Annotated in this window: 16 protein-coding genes; all 16 read right to left on the bottom strand. The window is 62.2% G+C overall.

Features of this window, described 5'->3' with window-relative positions; all coding sequences use genetic code 11:
* Positions 1 to 245 precede the first annotated feature (245 nt).
* Positions 246 to 635, bottom strand: a complete 390-nt coding sequence (locus RWM61_RS03005) for a hypothetical protein (protein ID WP_313997239.1) — start codon at positions 633 to 635, stop codon at positions 246 to 248.
* Between the two features lie 142 nt (positions 636 to 777).
* Positions 778 to 2,019: an alanine--glyoxylate aminotransferase family protein gene (locus tag RWM61_RS03000; RefSeq protein ID WP_313997237.1), complete on the bottom strand. Its 1,242-nt coding sequence runs from the start codon at positions 2,017 to 2,019 to the stop codon at positions 778 to 780.
* On the bottom strand, positions 2,016 to 3,272 hold the full coding sequence (allC, locus tag RWM61_RS02995; RefSeq protein ID WP_313997235.1) for an allantoate deiminase: 1,257 nt from the start codon (positions 3,270 to 3,272) through the stop codon (positions 2,016 to 2,018). Before allC ends, RWM61_RS03000 begins: the two co-directional genes overlap by 4 nt.
* 85 nt (positions 3,273 to 3,357) lie before the next feature.
* A complete protein-coding gene (locus RWM61_RS02990; protein ID WP_313997232.1) occupies positions 3,358 to 4,728 on the bottom strand; it encodes an allantoinase in 1,371 nt (456 codons plus the stop codon).
* A 54-nt stretch (positions 4,729 to 4,782) separates the two neighbouring features.
* Complete coding sequence (gene uraH / locus RWM61_RS02985; protein ID WP_313997230.1) at positions 4,783 to 5,160, bottom strand: hydroxyisourate hydrolase; 378 nt, start codon at positions 5,158 to 5,160, stop codon at positions 4,783 to 4,785.
* Positions 5,157 to 6,140, bottom strand: coding sequence for a factor-independent urate hydroxylase (gene pucL / locus RWM61_RS02980; RefSeq protein WP_313997227.1), 984 nt, complete (start codon positions 6,138 to 6,140; stop codon positions 5,157 to 5,159). Before pucL ends, uraH begins: the two co-directional genes overlap by 4 nt.
* Positions 6,133 to 6,681, bottom strand: a complete 549-nt coding sequence (gene uraD, locus RWM61_RS02975) for a 2-oxo-4-hydroxy-4-carboxy-5-ureidoimidazoline decarboxylase (protein ID WP_313997224.1) — start codon at positions 6,679 to 6,681, stop codon at positions 6,133 to 6,135. The genes pucL and uraD overlap by 8 nt, the downstream gene beginning before the upstream one ends.
* Complete coding sequence (locus tag RWM61_RS02970) at positions 6,678 to 7,214, bottom strand: nucleoside deaminase (RefSeq protein ID WP_313997223.1); 537 nt, start codon at positions 7,212 to 7,214, stop codon at positions 6,678 to 6,680. Before RWM61_RS02970 ends, uraD begins: the two co-directional genes overlap by 4 nt.
* Positions 7,162 to 7,731 carry a 2Fe-2S iron-sulfur cluster-binding protein gene (locus RWM61_RS02965; protein ID WP_313997221.1) on the bottom strand — a complete coding sequence of 190 codons (570 nt, stop codon included), beginning with the start codon at positions 7,729 to 7,731 and terminating at the stop codon, positions 7,162 to 7,164. Before RWM61_RS02965 ends, RWM61_RS02970 begins: the two co-directional genes overlap by 53 nt.
* Positions 7,728 to 10,121, bottom strand: a complete 2,394-nt coding sequence (gene pucD / locus RWM61_RS02960; RefSeq protein WP_313997220.1) for a xanthine dehydrogenase subunit D — start codon at positions 10,119 to 10,121, stop codon at positions 7,728 to 7,730. Before pucD ends, RWM61_RS02965 begins: the two co-directional genes overlap by 4 nt.
* The gene (locus tag RWM61_RS02955; protein ID WP_313997219.1) at positions 10,112 to 11,092 is read right to left on the bottom strand and encodes an FAD binding domain-containing protein; all 981 of its coding nucleotides are present in this window, start codon (positions 11,090 to 11,092) and stop codon (positions 10,112 to 10,114) included. The genes pucD and RWM61_RS02955 overlap by 10 nt, the downstream gene beginning before the upstream one ends.
* Positions 11,093 to 11,141: 49 nt before the next feature.
* Positions 11,142 to 12,071, bottom strand: coding sequence for an ABC transporter permease (locus RWM61_RS02950; protein ID WP_313997216.1), 930 nt, complete (start codon positions 12,069 to 12,071; stop codon positions 11,142 to 11,144).
* A gap of 19 nt (positions 12,072 to 12,090) precedes the next feature.
* Positions 12,091 to 13,212: an ABC transporter permease gene (locus RWM61_RS02945; RefSeq protein WP_313997214.1), complete on the bottom strand. Its 1,122-nt coding sequence runs from the start codon at positions 13,210 to 13,212 to the stop codon at positions 12,091 to 12,093.
* A complete protein-coding gene (locus RWM61_RS02940) occupies positions 13,209 to 14,741 on the bottom strand; it encodes an ABC transporter ATP-binding protein (RefSeq protein WP_313997212.1) in 1,533 nt (510 codons plus the stop codon). Before RWM61_RS02940 ends, RWM61_RS02945 begins: the two co-directional genes overlap by 4 nt.
* A gap of 90 nt (positions 14,742 to 14,831) precedes the next feature.
* On the bottom strand, positions 14,832 to 16,007 hold the full coding sequence (locus tag RWM61_RS02935) for a BMP family ABC transporter substrate-binding protein (protein WP_313997210.1): 1,176 nt from the start codon (positions 16,005 to 16,007) through the stop codon (positions 14,832 to 14,834).
* A gap of 157 nt (positions 16,008 to 16,164) precedes the next feature.
* A complete protein-coding gene (locus RWM61_RS02930) occupies positions 16,165 to 17,100 on the bottom strand; it encodes an XdhC family protein (RefSeq protein ID WP_313997208.1) in 936 nt (311 codons plus the stop codon).
* Positions 17,101 to 17,194: the final 94 nt, after the last annotated feature.

Genomic DNA, 17,194 nt, shown 5'->3' with positions numbered 1-17,194 from the left:
GCGAACGGTAAAGATCCTGAAACGAACGGACCTCTACCGTGCAGGTAAAGGTCTCGCAAACAACGCAACCGTTGCCGGCAAAGCCGGAGGTTTCCCTCGACATGACGACTTTGCTGTAGGAGCTACTCCCCTTTAAGCCATACCTATATCTATGCCTGTGCTATCCCATATATACGCGTGAATTGCGGCCGTTGTGCCGCGAAAGCGCGCTTGTTCCCATAAAATGTGCCTTCGGCCGGGGCCGCTTAAAAGGCGCTCATTCCGCTGTATTCACCTATGACCTTAAGCAGCTTCGGGTGAATCGGAATGACGAACTGCATCGCCCCGATCGGAAAAAGCCCGCTCCGGTTATGCATCGCGGCGGCCTTTACATAGATGCGGTATTGATCGCCGCCCGCGGAAGCGTTGGCATACTCAACGGCATCCTTGCTGCGGTTCTCGATCGAGACGGTGCGCCGCCCCTTGGTTTCAAACGGCACGATGCTGACGATGTCCTCCAGCCTGAAATGGTAATTGACGTTCGGCTTGTGGAACACGAATTCCTTGGTGGAGACGGTCACGCCGTAATCGCTTTTCTTATGGGAAAGTTTCAGATCGCCTTCAATCGTCTTCAATTGAATGAAATCCGGATTCATGGCCATTCCTCCCCTCGATCTTACTAGAATAGCACAGATTATGGCGATATGCATGAAGGAATCCGATTCCAATTCGGTTGCCGGCCCCCGAAAAACGAAATACGACCCCGGTCGGGGGCCGTATCGATCGGTCAAACCGCAATCAAACCGCAGCCTCATATACATCCAGCGCCGCCTCGAGCGCCTCGCCTCGATGAAGCTTCACACCGTGGCGGGCCAACACCGCCTCGAACGCGCCGAGCAGATGAAGCACGTTTTTCTGGCTGCAGCTGTAGCCCATCGTGCCGATGCGCCAGATCTTCCCCTTGAGGGGGCCGAACGAGCCGGCGATCTCGATTCCGAACCGATGCAGCAGCATCGCGCGGACCGATTCGCCGTCGACGCCGTCCGGAATATCGACGCACGTCACGACGGGAAGCTTGCAGGAGGGATCGCCATACAGGCTGACCCCCATTGCGGCCAAGCCGGCGACCAGCGCCTTTTCGTTCAACCGGTGGCGCTCGAAACGGGCTTCGAGCCCTTCCGCCAACGCAATGCGCAGCCCTTCCCGCAAGCCGTACAGCATGGACGTCATTTCCGTGTGATGATTGAGCCTGGCGGGACTCCAATAATCCTGCAGCTGGCTCAGGTCGAGATAGTTGCTTCGGATAACCGGACGATCGCTCGTGCCGTCCAGGGGCCTGCCGGCGGGCGGCCTGAGGCCCCTTTCGATTTTTTTGCGGGCAAGCAGCTTGCGTTCGGCGCGCTCGTTGTAGGTGACGGGCGCCATCCCGGACGGGACGGACAGGCATTTCTGCGTGCCGCCGATGACCGCGTCCATCCGCCACGCGTCTGTCTCCACAGGCATGCCGCCGATCGTGGCGACCGCGTCGACGACGAACAGAACCCCGGATTCCAGGCACGCTTTGCCGATATCGGCGAGCGGCTGAACCCGGCCGGTGGACGTCTCGCCGTGCACCATCGCGACGAGCGCCGGCTTGCACGCCCGGATGGCCGCGATCACCTCCTCCGGATCGAACACGGTGCCCCATTCCTTCTCCAGCACCGTCACTTCGGCTCCGCACCGTTCGGCGATTTCGTGCAGCAGGTATCCGAATCTGCCGTAAATCGGAATCAGCACCCTGTCACCGGGTTCGATCAGGCTCGTCAATACGGCCTCGATGCCGGAGCGCGAGGTGCCGTCAACCGGATAAGCCCATTGATTGGACGTCCGGAAAAGCGCGCGGAGCATGCCCATCGTATCGTTCATCAGCTCCGTGAAAGCCGGATCGAACTGGCCGAGGATCGGATAGGACAGCGCGCGCAGCACACGCGGATCCGCCTCGACCGGTCCGGGTGTCATGATGGTCCGCGGCGGCGGCGAAAGCTCTGCGTATCGGGTCATGTCATCTGCTCCTCGTAGGCCAACTCGTACAGCATTTCCATAAGAACGGAGACGCCGGTCGCCAAATCCTCCGGCGCCGTATATTCGTCGGGCGAATGGCTGATGCCGTCACGGCTCGGCACGAACAGCATGGCGGTCGGGCAGACCGGCAGGAACATCTGTCCGTCGTGGCCCGCCCCGCTCATCATCCTCCGGTATGGGACGTTCCGATCCGTGCAGATCCGCTCCAGCCGGCCGGTCAGCACCGCGTCCATCGGCGCGGGCCGCGCCTGGAGCGCCGTGCGGATGTCGATCGTCAGGCCGCGCCGCTTGGCGATCGAATGAAAGGTGCGCAGCACCGCGTCGGTGAAGCCGGTCAGCAGCGTTTCGGACGTGTGGCGAATATCGACCGTGAAGGTGACGAGCCCGGCGATGACGTTCGGAATGTTCGGGACGGGACGAAGCCTCCCGACGGTCGCGACGAGCGGATCGCCGGCCTTAAGCGCCGCCCGCTCGAGCATCAGCATCATCTCCGCCGCGCCCGCCATCGCGTCCTTGCGCATCGCCATCGGCGTCGTTCCGGCATGGTTCGTTTCACCGGTCAACGTGACGACATAGCGGCGCTGTCCGGCGATCGTTTCGACGATCCCGATTTTATCGCCGGTACGCTCGAGCATGACGCCCTGCTCGATGTGCGCCTCCAAAAAGGCGGACAAATCGGTCCGCCTGCACTCGGGCTGCTCAGGCTTGCCGAAGCCCGCCGCTTCCATCGCCTCGCGCAGCGTAACGCCCTGGGCGTCCCGAATGCCTTCGGCGTCTTCCAATCCGTAAGCGCCCGTCACGCTGCCCGATCCCCAATAAGCGAGCGGAAACCGGCTGCCCTCCTCCTCGCAGAACGATACCACTTCAATCGGACGCTTCGGCAGGCCGCAGGTTTCCTTCAGGTGGCGCACCGCCGTCAATGCGGCCGCAATGCCATAGGCGCCGTCGTAAGCGCCGCCCGAACGCACCGTGTCGATATGGGAGCCGGTCAATACAACGCCGGTTTCGGTCTTGCGGCCATCCAGCCTGCCGAACAGATTGCCGACCTTATCATAACGGACTTCAAGTCCGGCCTCTTTCATTTTTTCGGATAAATAAGCCTGAGCCTCCGACCAGGGCTTCGAATACAGCAGGCGTGTTACCCCGCCGTCTTTCTCCGCTCCGAAGGCGGATAAAGCCTGCAGAAGCTCCGTAACGGAGACGGCGAAATCGGTGTTTGTGCCCATCGTCATCGCTTTTCTCCTCCTTGTTCCCGCCGGTTTGACGCCGTGCTGCCGCGCCGGACCGCGCACTGATTTTCCAGGCTTCCTTTCCATCCTATCGTATCGCCCACATCGGCCTTCCATGTTCGCGCGCCTCCGGTTCGGAGCCGGCTCGATAAACGATATGTCCCCTGCACAGCGTTGCCGCTACCTTGCATCCGATCGTCATGTCCGTATACGGGCTTTGCTTGTGCCTGTACAGCAGTTGTTCTTCCTGAAGCGTGTACGGCTGCCTCATATCGACTAAAGCAAGATCCGCGTCGTAGCCCGGCGCGATCCGGCCTTTGCGTTCGCCGAGTCCGAATCGGTCGGCAGGGTTCCGTGCCGTCAGTTCGGCGATCGCAACGGGCGATAATCCGCGCCGGATAACGCCTTCGGAGAGCATCAGCTCCAAGCTGTTCTGAGCGCCCGAAATGCCGCCCCATGCATCGAAAAAGCTCGAAGCCTCCGTTTTGAGCGCCGTCGGACACGGCGAATGATCGGAGGCGATCAGATCGATCAGTCCTTCTTCAACCGCCGCCCAGAGCGCGGCCTGTTCGTCGGCGCTCCTTAGCGGCGGCGCGCATTTCGCGACGGGGCCCAGCCTCTCCATGTCGTTCTCGGTGAGGAGCAGGTAATGCGGACAAGTTTCCGCCGTCACGTCCAGCCCTTTTTTCTTCGCGCCGGCAATGCGCTCGACCGCCGCCGCGCTGCTGATGTGTACGAAATGGAGACGGCAGCCCGTAAGCTCCGCGAACAACAGCGACTTGTTCACCGCCTCCAGCTCGGCGACGATCGGCCGTGCCGCCGCGTAATCGCGCGCTCCGTTCCGGCCGGCCGTTCCGGCGGCTGCCGCGAGCGCGGCCGTGATGCCGTCGTTTTCCGCATGCAGCGCGAGCAGCCCGCCAAACGAGGCGATCCGCTTCATCCCCTCATATAGCGTCCAATCGTCAACCTCCCTGAACCGCCCCTCCCCTTCGCCCCCGGGGTTGGAGATGAAAGCCTTGAAGGCGGGTACGCCCGCATCGGAAAGCGGCTGGAGCTGCTCCAGATTGCCCGGAACGAGGCCTCCCCAGAACCCGTAATCGACTCGCGAACGGTTGGCCGCAAGGGATGCTTTGAGCCGCAGCGCTTCCGGCGTGACGGTGGGCGGGTTGCCGTTGAGCGGCATGTCGAGATAGGCGGTGCAGCCGCCCGCCGCAAGCGCCGCGGAGCCGGTCTCGAACCCTTCCCAATGGCCCATGCCCGGTTCGTTGAAATGGACGTGCGCGTCGATCATGCCCGGCATCACCAGCAGTCCCTCCGCATCGAGCACGGTGGCGCCCTGCGCGCCCTCCAGCCGTTCGGCGATCTCGGCGATTACGCCGTGGCGGATGCCGATATCCATCCTTTTGACGCCGTCCGGCATAACAACTTCTCCGTTACGGACGACTCTGTCATAGACCAACGTTCCCGCCCCCGTTCATAAATGGATGGAATAGGTTTTCGGCCCGACATTCGGTCAGCTCCCGCGGTACGTGCTGTAGCCGCCCGGCGCAACGAGCAGCGGCACATGATAGTGGGCGTCCGGGTCGGTCACGCGGAAGCGGACGGGCACCTGCTCCAGAAAGGAGCCGCCGGCACCGCCCGCGCCCCCGTCCGCCTGCCGAAAATAATCCGATACGTCGAACACAAGCTCATACAACCCGGCCCTGAGCAGCCCGGCGGCAGCGCCGCCGCCCAGCAACACGCCGGCGATACGCCCGTCTGTATCGGTGCGCGCTTCGCCCAACAGCACCGGACCGGCGGCCTCCTCCATCCGGTACAACCGCATCCGCATGCCTGCCGCCGGCTTGCCCCGGGCTACGTCGAGCACATGGGTGGTCAACCGACCACTCACGCCCTTGCCCCCGCCTTCAGTTCCGCTTTCACAGCCGGCAAATCCTCGCGCGTCATCGTGAAGCCCTGGAAGCCGTACGGCGGACGCGGCTCCGTAAAGACGCCGGGGCCGCCGCCGTCCGCGGGCTCCACCACCGTCTCCCACGTCCGATTGTTCGATTCGAATCCGATCTCGGCAAGCTGCGGGAAACGCTCCATCACCCGCAAGCCGATCAGATAGATCAAATACTGAATCGAAGGCGTCTCATTCTCATGAAAAACATTGTGCGCAATATCGCGGATCTGCTCGGCCGGCACATATCGTCCGGGCTTGCCGTCCAGCGCGTCGCGCACATCGGCATACCGCCAGAACAAATCAAGAAAAATAAACAGCGGACGGTCGTAGCTGTCCGGAAGCGTCGTATATTCGTCACGGACGAAGCCGTAGAACGAGCTTCCGCTCACTTTAATCAACTGCAGGCCGGAAAGCACGCATTTGTGTGAAGCGATGGCCGCTTCCTCTCCATCCGCGCCGCGAACAAGCCTGAGCACAGCGCCGGCATGATCGTTATGCGACCGCCGGAAGACCAGCCCGCTGTCCGTCAGTCCGCCCTCGCCGGCGACCTGCAGCGATTGAAAAGGGATGCGGTCGCCCCGGATTTCCACCGCCGTTATATGAGGATATTTCGCGATAAACCTTCCGGCAATGTACGCCGCATAACCTTCCGTCGTGCTGCCCCCGAAGGAAGCGGACTCGCGCAATATGAAATTTTTCATCGAATCCGTTGCCACAACCTGCGAATTGTCGCCCTCCGTGAAGGAAGTCAGCAGCGACTCCCCGCTGACCGAAAAATGAACGTTATGCGCAAAAATAACGTTGCCGTCGCCCGTATACGACGATTCCGGAATCGAAACCGCCGTCAGCGGTTCGGCATAGGTCCGGTATGCAAAAACATCGCCTTTTCCGTAATAAAGCGTTCGTCCCGAAGTTAATTTAAGCATGTCGGTCAACCCCTTCCTCTACAGTCGGTTCGTCGATAAGATCGTCGAGACGGAACCCCGCAATCCGTTCGATCTGCAAGAGCGCTTCATTCCACTCCGCCTCCGTCCCATTCTCAATCCTCTCGTTCATCCCGTACAGAATGTCGTCCTTCGTTTTCCCGCGCACGGCCATAATAAAGGGAAAACCGAATTTCTCCGTATAGGTCCGGTTCAATGACATGAACGTCTCGTACTCGGACTGCTCGAGCCGGTCAAGCCCGGCGCTCCGCTGCTCGCGGGAAGAATAATCGCCCACGGCAAGCCGGGTGGCCAGATCGGGGTGAGCGCGGAACAGCTTCAGAATCCGTTTCGCGGGGGAGAGCCGCACAATGCGCATCATTTTCTCATGCAAATCGTCTTTGGACCGAAACGGCCCCAGCTCCCATGCGCTCTCGGCCACCCAGGGTGAATGCTCGAACACCGCGCCCAGTTTCTCCACGAATTGCAGTCGGTCTAAATCGTTCAGCCCGCCGATCGACAGCTTGGATCCGGACACCGTCATGACCAGTAACCCTCATGAGCGCCGACCGCTTCGTCCTCCACCTCGGGGAAAGGACCGAGCACGGCGACCGGCTTGCTTCCCCGTGCGAACACCTCGCGGCAGGGCAGGTCCAGCGTCGGATTCTGTTCATCGTTTCCCGTAAGCTCGGCGAGCTTTTTCTCGCTCATGCCGTAGACGACCCGCCCGACGTTGCCCCAATAGATCGATCCCGCGCACATCGCGCACGGTTCGGTAGATGTATAAAGCGTATAAGTCCACAGCTGCGTTTTGCTGAATTGCTTCGACGCGGCGGCCATCAGGGTCGTTTCCGCGTGACCCGTGCAGTTGGAATCCGTTATTTCGACATTGCCCCGCTCCAGCAAAATGTTTCCGTCCGCATCGGCGAGCAGCGACCCGAACGGTGTATTGCCTGCCGCCCGCGCCATCCTGGCCAACTCCACACAACGGCGGAGAAGACGAATATGGCGCTCCCGCTCCGCTTCATTCCGCGCTTGATCCGGCTCCTGTTTCGCTTCCGGCATGTATTCCGGCATGTACATCCTCATCCTCCTTCCGCAGCTCGACGGCCCTGCAGACTGCCCTTAAAATGCCGCCGTAACCGGTGCATCTGCACAGGTTCCCGGACAGCGCTTCTTCAATGTCCTCGCCCGATGGGGCGGGATTGCGGTCCAGCAGCGCAACAACAGAGATGATCATGCCCGGCGTGCAGTACCCGCATTGATAGCCGCCTTCCTCGAGAAAGGCCTGCTGCACCGGGTGAAGCGCGCCTTCCTCCGCGCCTTGCACGCCCTCGATCGTCGTAATCCGTTTCCCCTCGCACTGGTACGCCATCGCCAGGCATGAATTGACTGGCTCGCCGTCGATCAGCACCATGCAGGCGCCGCATCGGCCGATCTCGCAGGAACGCTTGGTCCCGGTCAGCAGCAGATCGTCCCGGAGGATGGACAGCAGCCGCTTGGCAGGCGGGACCTGAAGCGACCGCTCCACCCCGTTCACCCGGAAGGTGAGCGGCTTGGCAGCTTCCGGTGCGATTATCGATTTGTCGATCATTCGACGCTCACCGCCCTTACCGGAAATGCCGGTTTCCGCTGCAGCAGCTTGGGCTCGATCGGAAGCCGGCTCACGCGAACGCCCGTCGCCTGCGCCACGGCTGCCGCAATAGCGGGCGCCAAGCCGACGGAGCCGATTTCGCCGATGCCGCGGGGGCCGTAAGGATCGCCGTCCGGCAGCTCCTCGATCGGAAGCACCGATACCGTCCCGCGCTGGTCCGCCACTGTCGGAATAAGGTAAGAGTCGAGATTGCGGGTGACGTAATGACCGCCCTCCATCAGCGCCTCCTCCGTGAGCGTATAGCCGAGCGCCATGCTGCTGCCGCCTTCGATCTGGCCGATGAAGCCCTGCGGATTCATGACCGGCCCCGCCGCCACCGTGTGGAATTGATCCAGCACCGTGACACGGCCGGTCAGCGTATCGACCCGAACCTTCACCGCAACCGCCGAATAGGTATACAGAAAATGGGCGCCGGTCGGAGCCGTTTGATCCGTCGTCGGGAAATGAAAGCTCGTCTCGGCACGGATCGGCTTCTCCGCCGCGGCCGCCAGTTCGGCATAACCGAGCAGCCGCTCCGCGCGGTTGCCGTCGACGCACGGTACGGAAACCTCGCCGCCGCCCGCCGGGGGAGCCGGATCATCCGGATGCCGGCTTTCCGCTGCGTAAATGCCGCCCGGCCCGAGTCTCAGCGTTTCCGGGGGCCGATCCAACGCTTTGCCGGCCGCCTCCAGCAGCGCGTCCGTAAACGGCAAGCGCATGTTCCGGACCGACCTCCACATCATGGCGGTCGCCCGGGAGGCCGTGCTGGAGCCGCTGTCCGGCACAAGATCGGTATCCCCGATAACGATGCGAAGATCCTCCGGATCGGCATCGAACGTCTCGACCAGCATCAGCTCCAGCGTCGACAGCAGCCCCTGGCCGAACTCCTCGTAGCCGAACGACGCTTCAATCCGCCCGTCCGCGGACAGCTGCAGCCTCCCGCCGGCCGGGTCGGGAATGCCGACGCCGAGGCCTGCGCCATGCATGATGAACGCGGCTCCCACACCCGTTCGAATCCAGGGGGGCTGCGCGGCGCCTCCCGCGCGGACATTGCCGCGGCTCATGGCGTCTCCGGCGCATAACGTATTCCGTTCCCGCCATAGTGCGCAATCCGCCAACGCTTGCCACACCTGCGCGGCGCCGTCGGTTTGCGCGATCGGCTGGCCGAGAGGTCCCGGATCGGCTGTCTCCCGCATGTTCAGGCGGCGGAATTCCCACGGGTCGATGCCGTGCAGCTCCGCCAGCCGGTCGATCTGTCCCTCCAGCGCAAAAATCGCCTGATTGCCGCCGAAGCCGCGAAACTCTCCCGACATCCCGTTGTTGGTGTAGACGGATAAAGCTTTGACATCAATATTGGCGAACCGGTACGGACCGACGACGTGCTCCACGGCAAAGTTGAGCACTTCCGCGCCGAGCGTCGCATAAGCGCCCGTATCGGCCACAATAGTCGCCTCGTGCGCAAGCAGCTTGCCCGCCGCGTCGGTCCCCGTCTTCATCCGGATCGTCATCGGGTGCCGTTTCAGTCCCACCCGGACCGATTCCCGGCGGGAGTTATGGATTTTGACGGGCCTGCCGGTATGAACCGCGAGCAGGGCGCCGTACGGCTGGATATTGAGCTCATCCTTGCCGCCGAACGACCCGCCGATCGGGCTGGAGACGACCCGAATCGCCGTCTCGGGGACGGCCAATATGCGCGATAGCTGCAGCCGGTCCATGAACCCGTGCTGGGTCGGCGCATATACGGTCAAACGTCCGTCGGCTTCCGGCACGAACAACCCGCCCTCGGTCTCCATATAGGTATGCATTTGGCGGGGCGTCACATACATTTCCTCCACGACATGCTTGCACTCGGCGAAGGCCGCGCCGGCATCGCCCCGCCCGTAAGTCCGGCTATGCAGGACGTTTCCTTGCGGATGCAGCGGCTGCGCCCCTTCGGACAGCGCCTTTTCCGGGCTGTCCAAAACCGGCAGCGGCTCGTAATCGACCTCGATCAGCCGCAGCGCCTGCTCGGCGATTTCGAGCGATTCGGCGGCGACAGCCGCTACCGCATCGCCGATATAACGAACCCGGTCCGTGCAGAATACCGGCTGGTCCTGGCGGGCGATGCCGAACCCGTTCAAGCCCGGAATGTCAAGATGGGTGACCACGGCGTGCACGCCCGGCAGCCGCATCGCCCGCTCGGTTCGGATGCCGGCGATAAGGGCATGAGGGTGCGGGCTCCGCAGCACGAGTCCGATCAGCATATCGGGCCTGGCCATGTCGGTCAGATAAGCAAGCTTTCCCGTTACTTTTCCCGGCCCGTCGGGCCGAATCCGCCAGCGTCCGCCGCTTGCGTTCTTGTTCAGCAGCATGCTTCCTCCTCCTCTCCCCTCGCTCCGCCGGCCCCCCGCCAGAGCGAAGCGGCGATGACATTGGCCGCCGTCGTCCGCCGGTAATCCGCGTCGGCAAAGCTGTCGCCGCACGGTTTGTATTGCGCCAGCACCGCCTCATACAACGCCGCCAGAGCATCCGGCTCCGGCCGTTTCCCCTCCAGCACCGATTCCGCTTCCGTCAACCGCCGCGGGACGGTCTGGCCGCCTCCCGCCGCGATGCGAAGCCCGTGTATCCGTCCGTCCTTGGCCAAGCCGCCCGAAACTGCGGCTGTGACAACCGAGGGCGTGAACGCTTCCCGTCGGCCGATTTTATGAAAAGCGCCGAACCGCTTTGCCGGCTGCGGCAACGGGTGTCCGTTTCCGCCGTCGCCCTTCGCGCTGTCGCCGGAACGCTCGAAAGGCAGTTTGATCTGCAGCAGCAACTGATGCGGGGGCGACTGCCGGTTTGACGGCGGGCAAGAGCCGCCGTCCGTCAGCCAATCGGCGATCGGGACGTCCGTTGTTCGCCCGCCGTCATACATCGCCAGCTCGGCGCCGTATACGAGCAGCGCCGGTATGGCGTCGCCTACGGATGAAACGACATTGCCGCCGATGGTACCCAAATTGCGGATGGACGGGGCCGCGATCGAGCGGACCGCTTCCGTCAGCAGCGGAAAATGCAAGGCGATCGAAGAATCTTTCCTTAGCGCGGCAAGCAAGGTCAAAGCGCCGATTGTCATATGGCCGGCCGCCGCCGAAATCCCGCTTATGCCGCCGATGCCGGATAAATCGATAAGGTGAGCCGGAACGGCCGCCGCGCCGGACTCCCACTGGGTGCGCAGCAGCGTGCCGCCCGAGATGTATACGCCGTCCGTGCCGAACGTATGCTTCAGGCTCCACGCCTCCTCCGGACTGCCCGGCCGCCAAACGCGAGGCTGCAAGAGTACCGTGTGCCGTAATCCGGTATCCATAGTCGTTCTCCCCCTCCCCTCCGGTTCTCGTAAACGATTGGACAAAAAGCTACAATCTCTGTTCGCGAATATACGGAACGCCGAGCGCTTCGGGAGCGCCGGACGGCTTGTTGCGGTTGCGCCAACCGAGAAACATCAGGACGAGAATCGTCACGATGTACGGAATCATCTTCAGAAAATACGACGGGATCTCGCTGCCGATGAGCTGGATGCGGAACCCGAGCGTATCGAGCATTCCGAAGAAATAAGCGCACAGCAGCGCGCGGACCGGATTCCACCGGGCGAAAATGATGAGCGCGACCGCGATCCATCCGCGGCCGGCCGTCATGCCTTCGATCCAGGTCGGCGAGAATACGAGCAGCAGATCCGCGCCGGCGAGACCGATGAGCATCGAGCCTATCGTCACGCAGCCGTAGCGGAAAGCCTGCACCCGGATGCCCATGACGTCGGCGGCCTCGGGATTGTCGCCGATCGCCCGCAAATGAAGCCCCCAGGATGTCCGGCGGATGAACAGGTGCATCGCGATGACGAGTATGAAGCTGAACCATGTCAACAGATCCAGATGAGCGAACAAGCCGCCGATCACGGGCAGCGGCTCCAGCCAAGGCAAGTGCAGCTTGGGGACCGAGCCCGGCATCGGAATGCCGCTGATCGGCTTGCCCAGATAGGCGCTCATGCCGGCTCCGAACAAGGTGATCGCAAGGCCGCTCACGATCTGGTTCGTTCGCAGCGACACGGTCAGAAAGGCGTGAATGAGACCGAGAACGGCACTGACTGCAAAAACCGCGAGCAGCGCAACCGTCAAGCTGCCGGTCTGCAGGAACGTCAGACAGGCGACGACCGCCCCCATCAGCATCATGCCTTCGACGCCGAGCTGGATGATGCCGGAACGCTCGATCAGAATACCGCCCAGCGCCGCGAGCAGCAGCGGCGTTCCCGAGGCCATGGCGGACGCGAGCAGTTGAATGAATAAGTCCATCTTGGATACGCGCCTCCTTTCACACGTTGCGCCGCAAACGGAATTTGCCCAGCGTGCCGCCGGCAATCAGGAAAAACAGTATCGCTCCCTGCAGCATGGTCGAGGTCGAAGACGGCAATCCGATCGTCTGGACGCTGTAGCCGCCGACGATCAAGCCGCCGAACAGGAACGAGGAGACGATCAGGCCGACCGGATTGAGCCGCGCGAGCCAGGCGACGATGATCGCCGTATAGCCGTACCCGGGCGAAATGCCGTACATGAGCCGGTGCGCAACGCCCGATACTTCGGCCATCCCGGCCAGTCCGGCCAGTCCGCCGCTGATGAGCATAACGGTCAGGATGTGCCGGGAAATGCGGATCCCGGCATTTCGGGCCGCCTCCGGATTGGCGCCGATCAGTCGCAGCTCATAGCCCCATCGGCTGTAACGGATCAACAAGGCGTATAAGGCAACGGCGGCCAGCGCGAACACGAGCCCCAGATGAAGCCGCGTATTGCCGAGCACCGGCAGCGACATCGCTTCGGTGAACATCGGCGTGCCGGGGAAGTTGAAGCCCTTCGGATCTTTCCACGGTCCGAACACGACGTAGTCCAGGGCAAGCAGCGCGACGTAGTTCAGCATGAGCGACGTAATGAGCTCGTTCACTTGAAAATAGGTGCGCGGGATCGCCGTAAGCAGTCCCCAAACCCCGCCGGCGGCGATTCCTGATACGAGCATGGCCGGAATGGCCGCATACGCGGGCAAGCCGGGAAAATAAATCGTAACCGCGGTGGCCGCCATGGCGCCCGCGATGAACTGCCCCTCCGCCCCGATGTTCCAGACCGAAATCCGGTAGGCGATCGATACGCCGAGTCCGGTGAGCAGCAAGGGAATCGTCTTCACCAGCGTTTCGGTAAATCCGAAGGACGAGCCGAACGCGCCGGTCAGCATTTTTTGGTAAACGATGACGGGATTCATGCCGTTCGCCGCGATAAAAACACCGCAAACGACAAGCGCGAGCAGCACGGAAACGATCGTCATCCACCAAGGGCTTTCCGGACGGGACGGATCGATTTCGAGCCGAAACGGCATGCGTTTCATCTTCTTCGCCGCCGCGGCCGGCTCGCCGGACGCAAGCGGAGCGGCAGCCGATCGTTCGTTCATCCCGCTTCCTCCCCTTCCCTCAGGCCGGCCATATACATGCCGATCCGTTCCCGGTCCGCTTCGCTTCCCTTCGTCTCATAAACAACCGCTCCGCCGTATAGGACGAGGATGCGATCCGACAGCTGCAGCACCTCGTCGAGATCCTCCGATAGGAGCAGCACGCCCCGGCCCGCGTCTCTCAGCTCCGCCAGCAGCCGATGAACGCCCTCCGCCGCGCCCACATCCAGGCCTTGGGTCGGATGGACCGCGACCATCAGCTTCGGATCGCGGCTAATCTCCCGCGCAAGCAGCAGCTTCTGTTGATTGCCTCCCGACAGCTGCCTCACCGGCGCGTCGAGACCCGGCGTCTTGACGTCGAACCGCTCGACCAGCGATTGCGACCATGCGCGGTTGCGGGCCGTCCGCATGAAGCCGAATGCCGAACGTTCCGGGGAACGATACGATTTGAACAACAGGTTGTCGACGACGCCCAGGCTTCCGGCGAGCCCGCTTTTCATCCGGTTCTCCGGCACATGCGAGATGCCCGCTTCGATCGCCGCCCTTACCGACGCCGCCTTGAATTCCTTGCCGCCGAAATGAACGGACCCCCGCTTCCAGGCCAGCAAGCCTGCCAGCACCTCGGCCAGCTCCTTTTGCCCGTTGCCGGCAACGCCCGCCACTCCGACGATCTCGCCTTCATTCACCTGCAGGCTCAGGCCGTCCAACGCCTTGCGTCCGCGATCGGCGTATACGTCCAGCTGCTTCACCGTCAGCAGCGGCTTGCCGGCGCCCCGCGCCGCGGCCGGACGCACCGCCGACGTTTCCTTGCCGACCATCAGGCGGGCCAGCTCCCGCTCATTCGTCTCCCGCTTCGCCATCGCGGCGATCATCCGGCCTTTGCGCATAACGGAAATCCGGTCCGAAACCGCCATAACTTCCTTCAGCTTGTGGGTCGTGATCACGACCGTCTTGCCTTCCGACTTCATGCGCGCCAGCGTTGCGAACAATTGCTCCGCCTCGCCCGGCGTAAGGACGGACGTCGGCTCGTCGAGAATGATAATGTCCGCTCCGCGGTATAAGGTCTTGACGATTTCGACACGCTGCTGCTCGCCCACGGACAGCTGCCAGATCGGCCGTTCAACCGGAAACGGCAGCCCGAACCGTTCGGAGACGGCACGGATTTCTTCCGTCTTCGCCTTCATCCATTGCGGACCCCGCCAGAACGGCGATTTCTCGCCAAGAACGATATTTTCGGCCGCCGTCAAGTTCTGAACGAGCCGGAAATTTTGAAAAACCATCCCGACGCCGAGCTTCACAGCATCTTTCGGCGAGCGGATATTCGCTTGCCTTCCTTGCAGGTAAATCTCGCCTTCGGTCGGCCGGTAGACGCCGGAAAGCATGCACATCACCGTGCTTTTGCCCGCCCCGTTCTCCCCGAGCAGCGCGTGGATTTCTCCGGCGCTTGCACGGAAGTCGACACGGTCGTTCGCCAGTACGGGACCGAATCGCTTGACGATCCCCTTCATATCCACGGCATAAGCTTCATTCATACCGACCCCTCCTCCTCTTCCGTATTGGGGCGTAAAACCAACAAATCCCTTTGGCAAGGGATTTGTCGGTCCGTCCGTATGACGCTGCGGTTATTGCGGAATCGTCCCTTCAATGCCTTTTACGAACCAATTCATCGCGAGAATCTCGTCAATGGACATCGATTTGCCTTCTTCCACCTTGATCGCGCCGGATTGGTCAAGGAGCGGGCCTTTGAATACGTCCAGCTTGCCGTCGAGAATCTCCTGTTTCTTGTCGGCGACGAGCTGCTTAACGTCATCGGGAACGCTTGGCCCGAGCGGCGCGATATCGACCAAGCCGTCCGCCATGGAGCCCCTGTACGGTTCATTCGTCCACGTGCCGTCCATAACGGATTGGACGACCTTCGTATAATAAGGACCCCAGTTCCAGATCGGATTCGTCAGATAAGCTTCCGGCGCGTAGCGGGTCATATCGGAATCGTTGCCCCCCGCCATGGCGCCGCGTTCCGCAGCCGCCTGCAGGGTTGCCGGCGAGTCCTGATAGGCGAGCAGCACGTCCGCGCCTTTGTCAAGCAGACTGACCGCCGCCTGGCGCTCGACCGTCGGATCGAACCAGGTGTTCGACCACACGACGCTCAGCTTCGCGTCCGGGTTGACGCTCTGAATGCCGAGCATGAAGGCGTTGATGTTATAAATCAGTTCCGGGATCGGGAACGCGCCGACGTAACCGATAAGGTTCGTCTTCGTCATTTTGCCTGCGGCAATCCCGCTCAGATAGCTTGCTTCGAAGTTTTTGCCGAAGTAGGTGGTCATGTTGTCGTTCGTCTTGTAGCCGCTGACGTGCATGAACTTGACGTTCGGGAACTTTTTCGCCACATTAAGGGTCTGATCCATGTAACCGAAGCTTGTCGTAAAAACGATGTCGTGATTCTGCGCCAGTTCGGTGATGACGCGTTCCGCATCGGCGCTCTCGGGGACATTCTCGACGGTGTCCGCCTTGATGCCGAGCTGCTCTTCCATGTATTTGCGGCCTTTGTCATGCTCGTACGTCCAACCGCCGTCTCCCGGAGGCCCGATGTAAACGAAAGCGACCCTCGGTTTTTTCATCCCGGCTTCTGCCGTTTCTTCGGCGGTTCCGCCGGCAGACGGCGCGTTCGCCGCGCCTTCGGCCGCATTGTCGCCGCCGGCTCCATTGTTTCCGCCGCTTTTGCCGCAGCCGGCAATCACCAGTGCGATCGATAGGAACAAAAGGATGCCCAAAGTCCATTTTTTGTTGCGGTGCTTCATACGGTTCCTCCCCGACACTCTGTTATCATCCCGGTCGTTCGACCAATGACGTACCTTCACTATAAGTTCGTGTCGGATGTGCGTCAATTTAGCTAACATACAATTGGCGCATCGTATAAAAGGAGTCGGTTACATTGTGCACGATGCACCTCGCTTCTCATCCCGCCGCGCCGGATGCCCGGCAGGCAATGAGCTCGGCCGCAATGCTGACCGCAATTTCATTCGGCCCGTCCGCGCCGATCGCCAGTCCGACGGGAGCATGAACGGCCGGAGTCGCCTGCAAGCCTTCGAACAGCGCGTCGATCCGTTTGCGCGAGCCCATTACGCCGATATAGACCGGATGCAGCGGCAGCACCGCCTCCAGCATCTCCCGGTCCTTGCGCAGCTGGTGGCCGCACAAGAGGACATAATCGTCGGAGCCGAGCCCCGCGCCCCGCACGATCTCATCGGCCGTGCCGACTATGAGATTCGCATGCGGAAAACGCTCGGACGTCGCCCGCCCCGCGCGCCAATCCGCCACAGTCACGAGAAAGCCGATCCGCAGCGCCGCCTCGCAGATCGGCACCGCGTCCTCGCCCGCTCCGAACAGCAGCAGGCGCGGCCGGGGCTCGAGGCGGATGTCCGCGAGGCCTGCCTCCCCATCGTCCGCTGCACGGGGTTCTTCGCCGCCCGGCATCAACCGGTAGCGAATGTATTCGCCGCTTCGGGAACGTTCCAGCCGCAGCCGTTCACCGGCGCTTACCCGCAAGCGGGCCTCATTCAATAATGCCTGCAGCGTGCCGGTCACGGGTTCCAGCAGCACCGTGACGACGCCGCCGCACCCGATTGCATCCCCCCATACCGCGTCTTCTTCAGGGCGCATGTCGTATGTGACGATCTGCGGTTTGCCTTCCTCCAGCAGCGCAGCTACCCGCTCCTGCAGGTCCTCCTCCAGGCACCCCGGGCTGATGCTCCCGAACTTGCTTCCGTCCGATGCAAGCAGCATCGCCGCTCCGGCCTTGCGGTAAGCGTGGCCGGACACGCGGCTAACCGTAGCGAGCGCAAGCGGAACGTCCGACGCCGCAACCCGCTCCAAAAGCTCGAAGCTGTCCATTCCGCAAGCCTCCTTTGCCTTCGCGTCGACCCAACCGTTCGACCGCATCCGATCCGCAGTCCTGCAACTCTGCAGTCCCGCAACTCTGCAATTT

Source organism: uncultured Paenibacillus sp. (assembly GCF_963515335.1).
In the GTDB taxonomy this organism is placed as follows: domain Bacteria; phylum Bacillota; class Bacilli; order Paenibacillales; family Paenibacillaceae; genus Paenibacillus_I.
Note: the sequence above shows the minus strand (reverse complement) of the source record. Positions and strands in the feature narration are given on the sequence as shown.

What these genes read in the sequence shown, in the direction of transcription:
- RWM61_RS03005 (WP_313997239.1), bottom strand. Translation starts at nt 635, where the DNA reads ATGAATCCGGATTTCATTCAATTGAAGACGATTGAAGGCGATCTGAAA.
- RWM61_RS03000 (WP_313997237.1), bottom strand. Translation starts at nt 2,019, where the DNA reads ATGACCCGATACGCAGAGCTTTCGCCGCCGCCGCGGACCATCATGACA.
- allC (WP_313997235.1), bottom strand. Translation starts at nt 3,272, where the DNA reads ATGACGATGGGCACAAACACCGATTTCGCCGTCTCCGTTACGGAGCTT.
- pucL (WP_313997227.1), bottom strand. Translation starts at nt 6,140, where the DNA reads ATGCTTAAATTAACTTCGGGACGAACGCTTTATTACGGAAAAGGCGAT.
- uraD (WP_313997224.1), bottom strand. Translation starts at nt 6,681, where the DNA reads ATGACGGTGTCCGGATCCAAGCTGTCGATCGGCGGGCTGAACGATTTA.
- RWM61_RS02970 (WP_313997223.1), bottom strand. Translation starts at nt 7,214, where the DNA reads ATGCCGGAATACATGCCGGAAGCGAAACAGGAGCCGGATCAAGCGCGG.
- RWM61_RS02965 (WP_313997221.1), bottom strand. Translation starts at nt 7,731, where the DNA reads ATGATCGACAAATCGATAATCGCACCGGAAGCTGCCAAGCCGCTCACC.
- pucD (WP_313997220.1), bottom strand. Translation starts at nt 10,121, where the DNA reads ATGCTGCTGAACAAGAACGCAAGCGGCGGACGCTGGCGGATTCGGCCC.
- RWM61_RS02955 (WP_313997219.1), bottom strand. Translation starts at nt 11,092, where the DNA reads ATGGATACCGGATTACGGCACACGGTACTCTTGCAGCCTCGCGTTTGG.
- RWM61_RS02950 (WP_313997216.1), bottom strand. Translation starts at nt 12,071, where the DNA reads ATGGACTTATTCATTCAACTGCTCGCGTCCGCCATGGCCTCGGGAACG.
- RWM61_RS02945 (WP_313997214.1), bottom strand. Translation starts at nt 13,212, where the DNA reads ATGAACGAACGATCGGCTGCCGCTCCGCTTGCGTCCGGCGAGCCGGCC.
- RWM61_RS02940 (WP_313997212.1), bottom strand. Translation starts at nt 14,741, where the DNA reads ATGAATGAAGCTTATGCCGTGGATATGAAGGGGATCGTCAAGCGATTC.
- RWM61_RS02935 (WP_313997210.1), bottom strand. Translation starts at nt 16,007, where the DNA reads ATGAAGCACCGCAACAAAAAATGGACTTTGGGCATCCTTTTGTTCCTA.
- RWM61_RS02930 (WP_313997208.1), bottom strand. Translation starts at nt 17,100, where the DNA reads ATGGACAGCTTCGAGCTTTTGGAGCGGGTTGCGGCGTCGGACGTTCCG.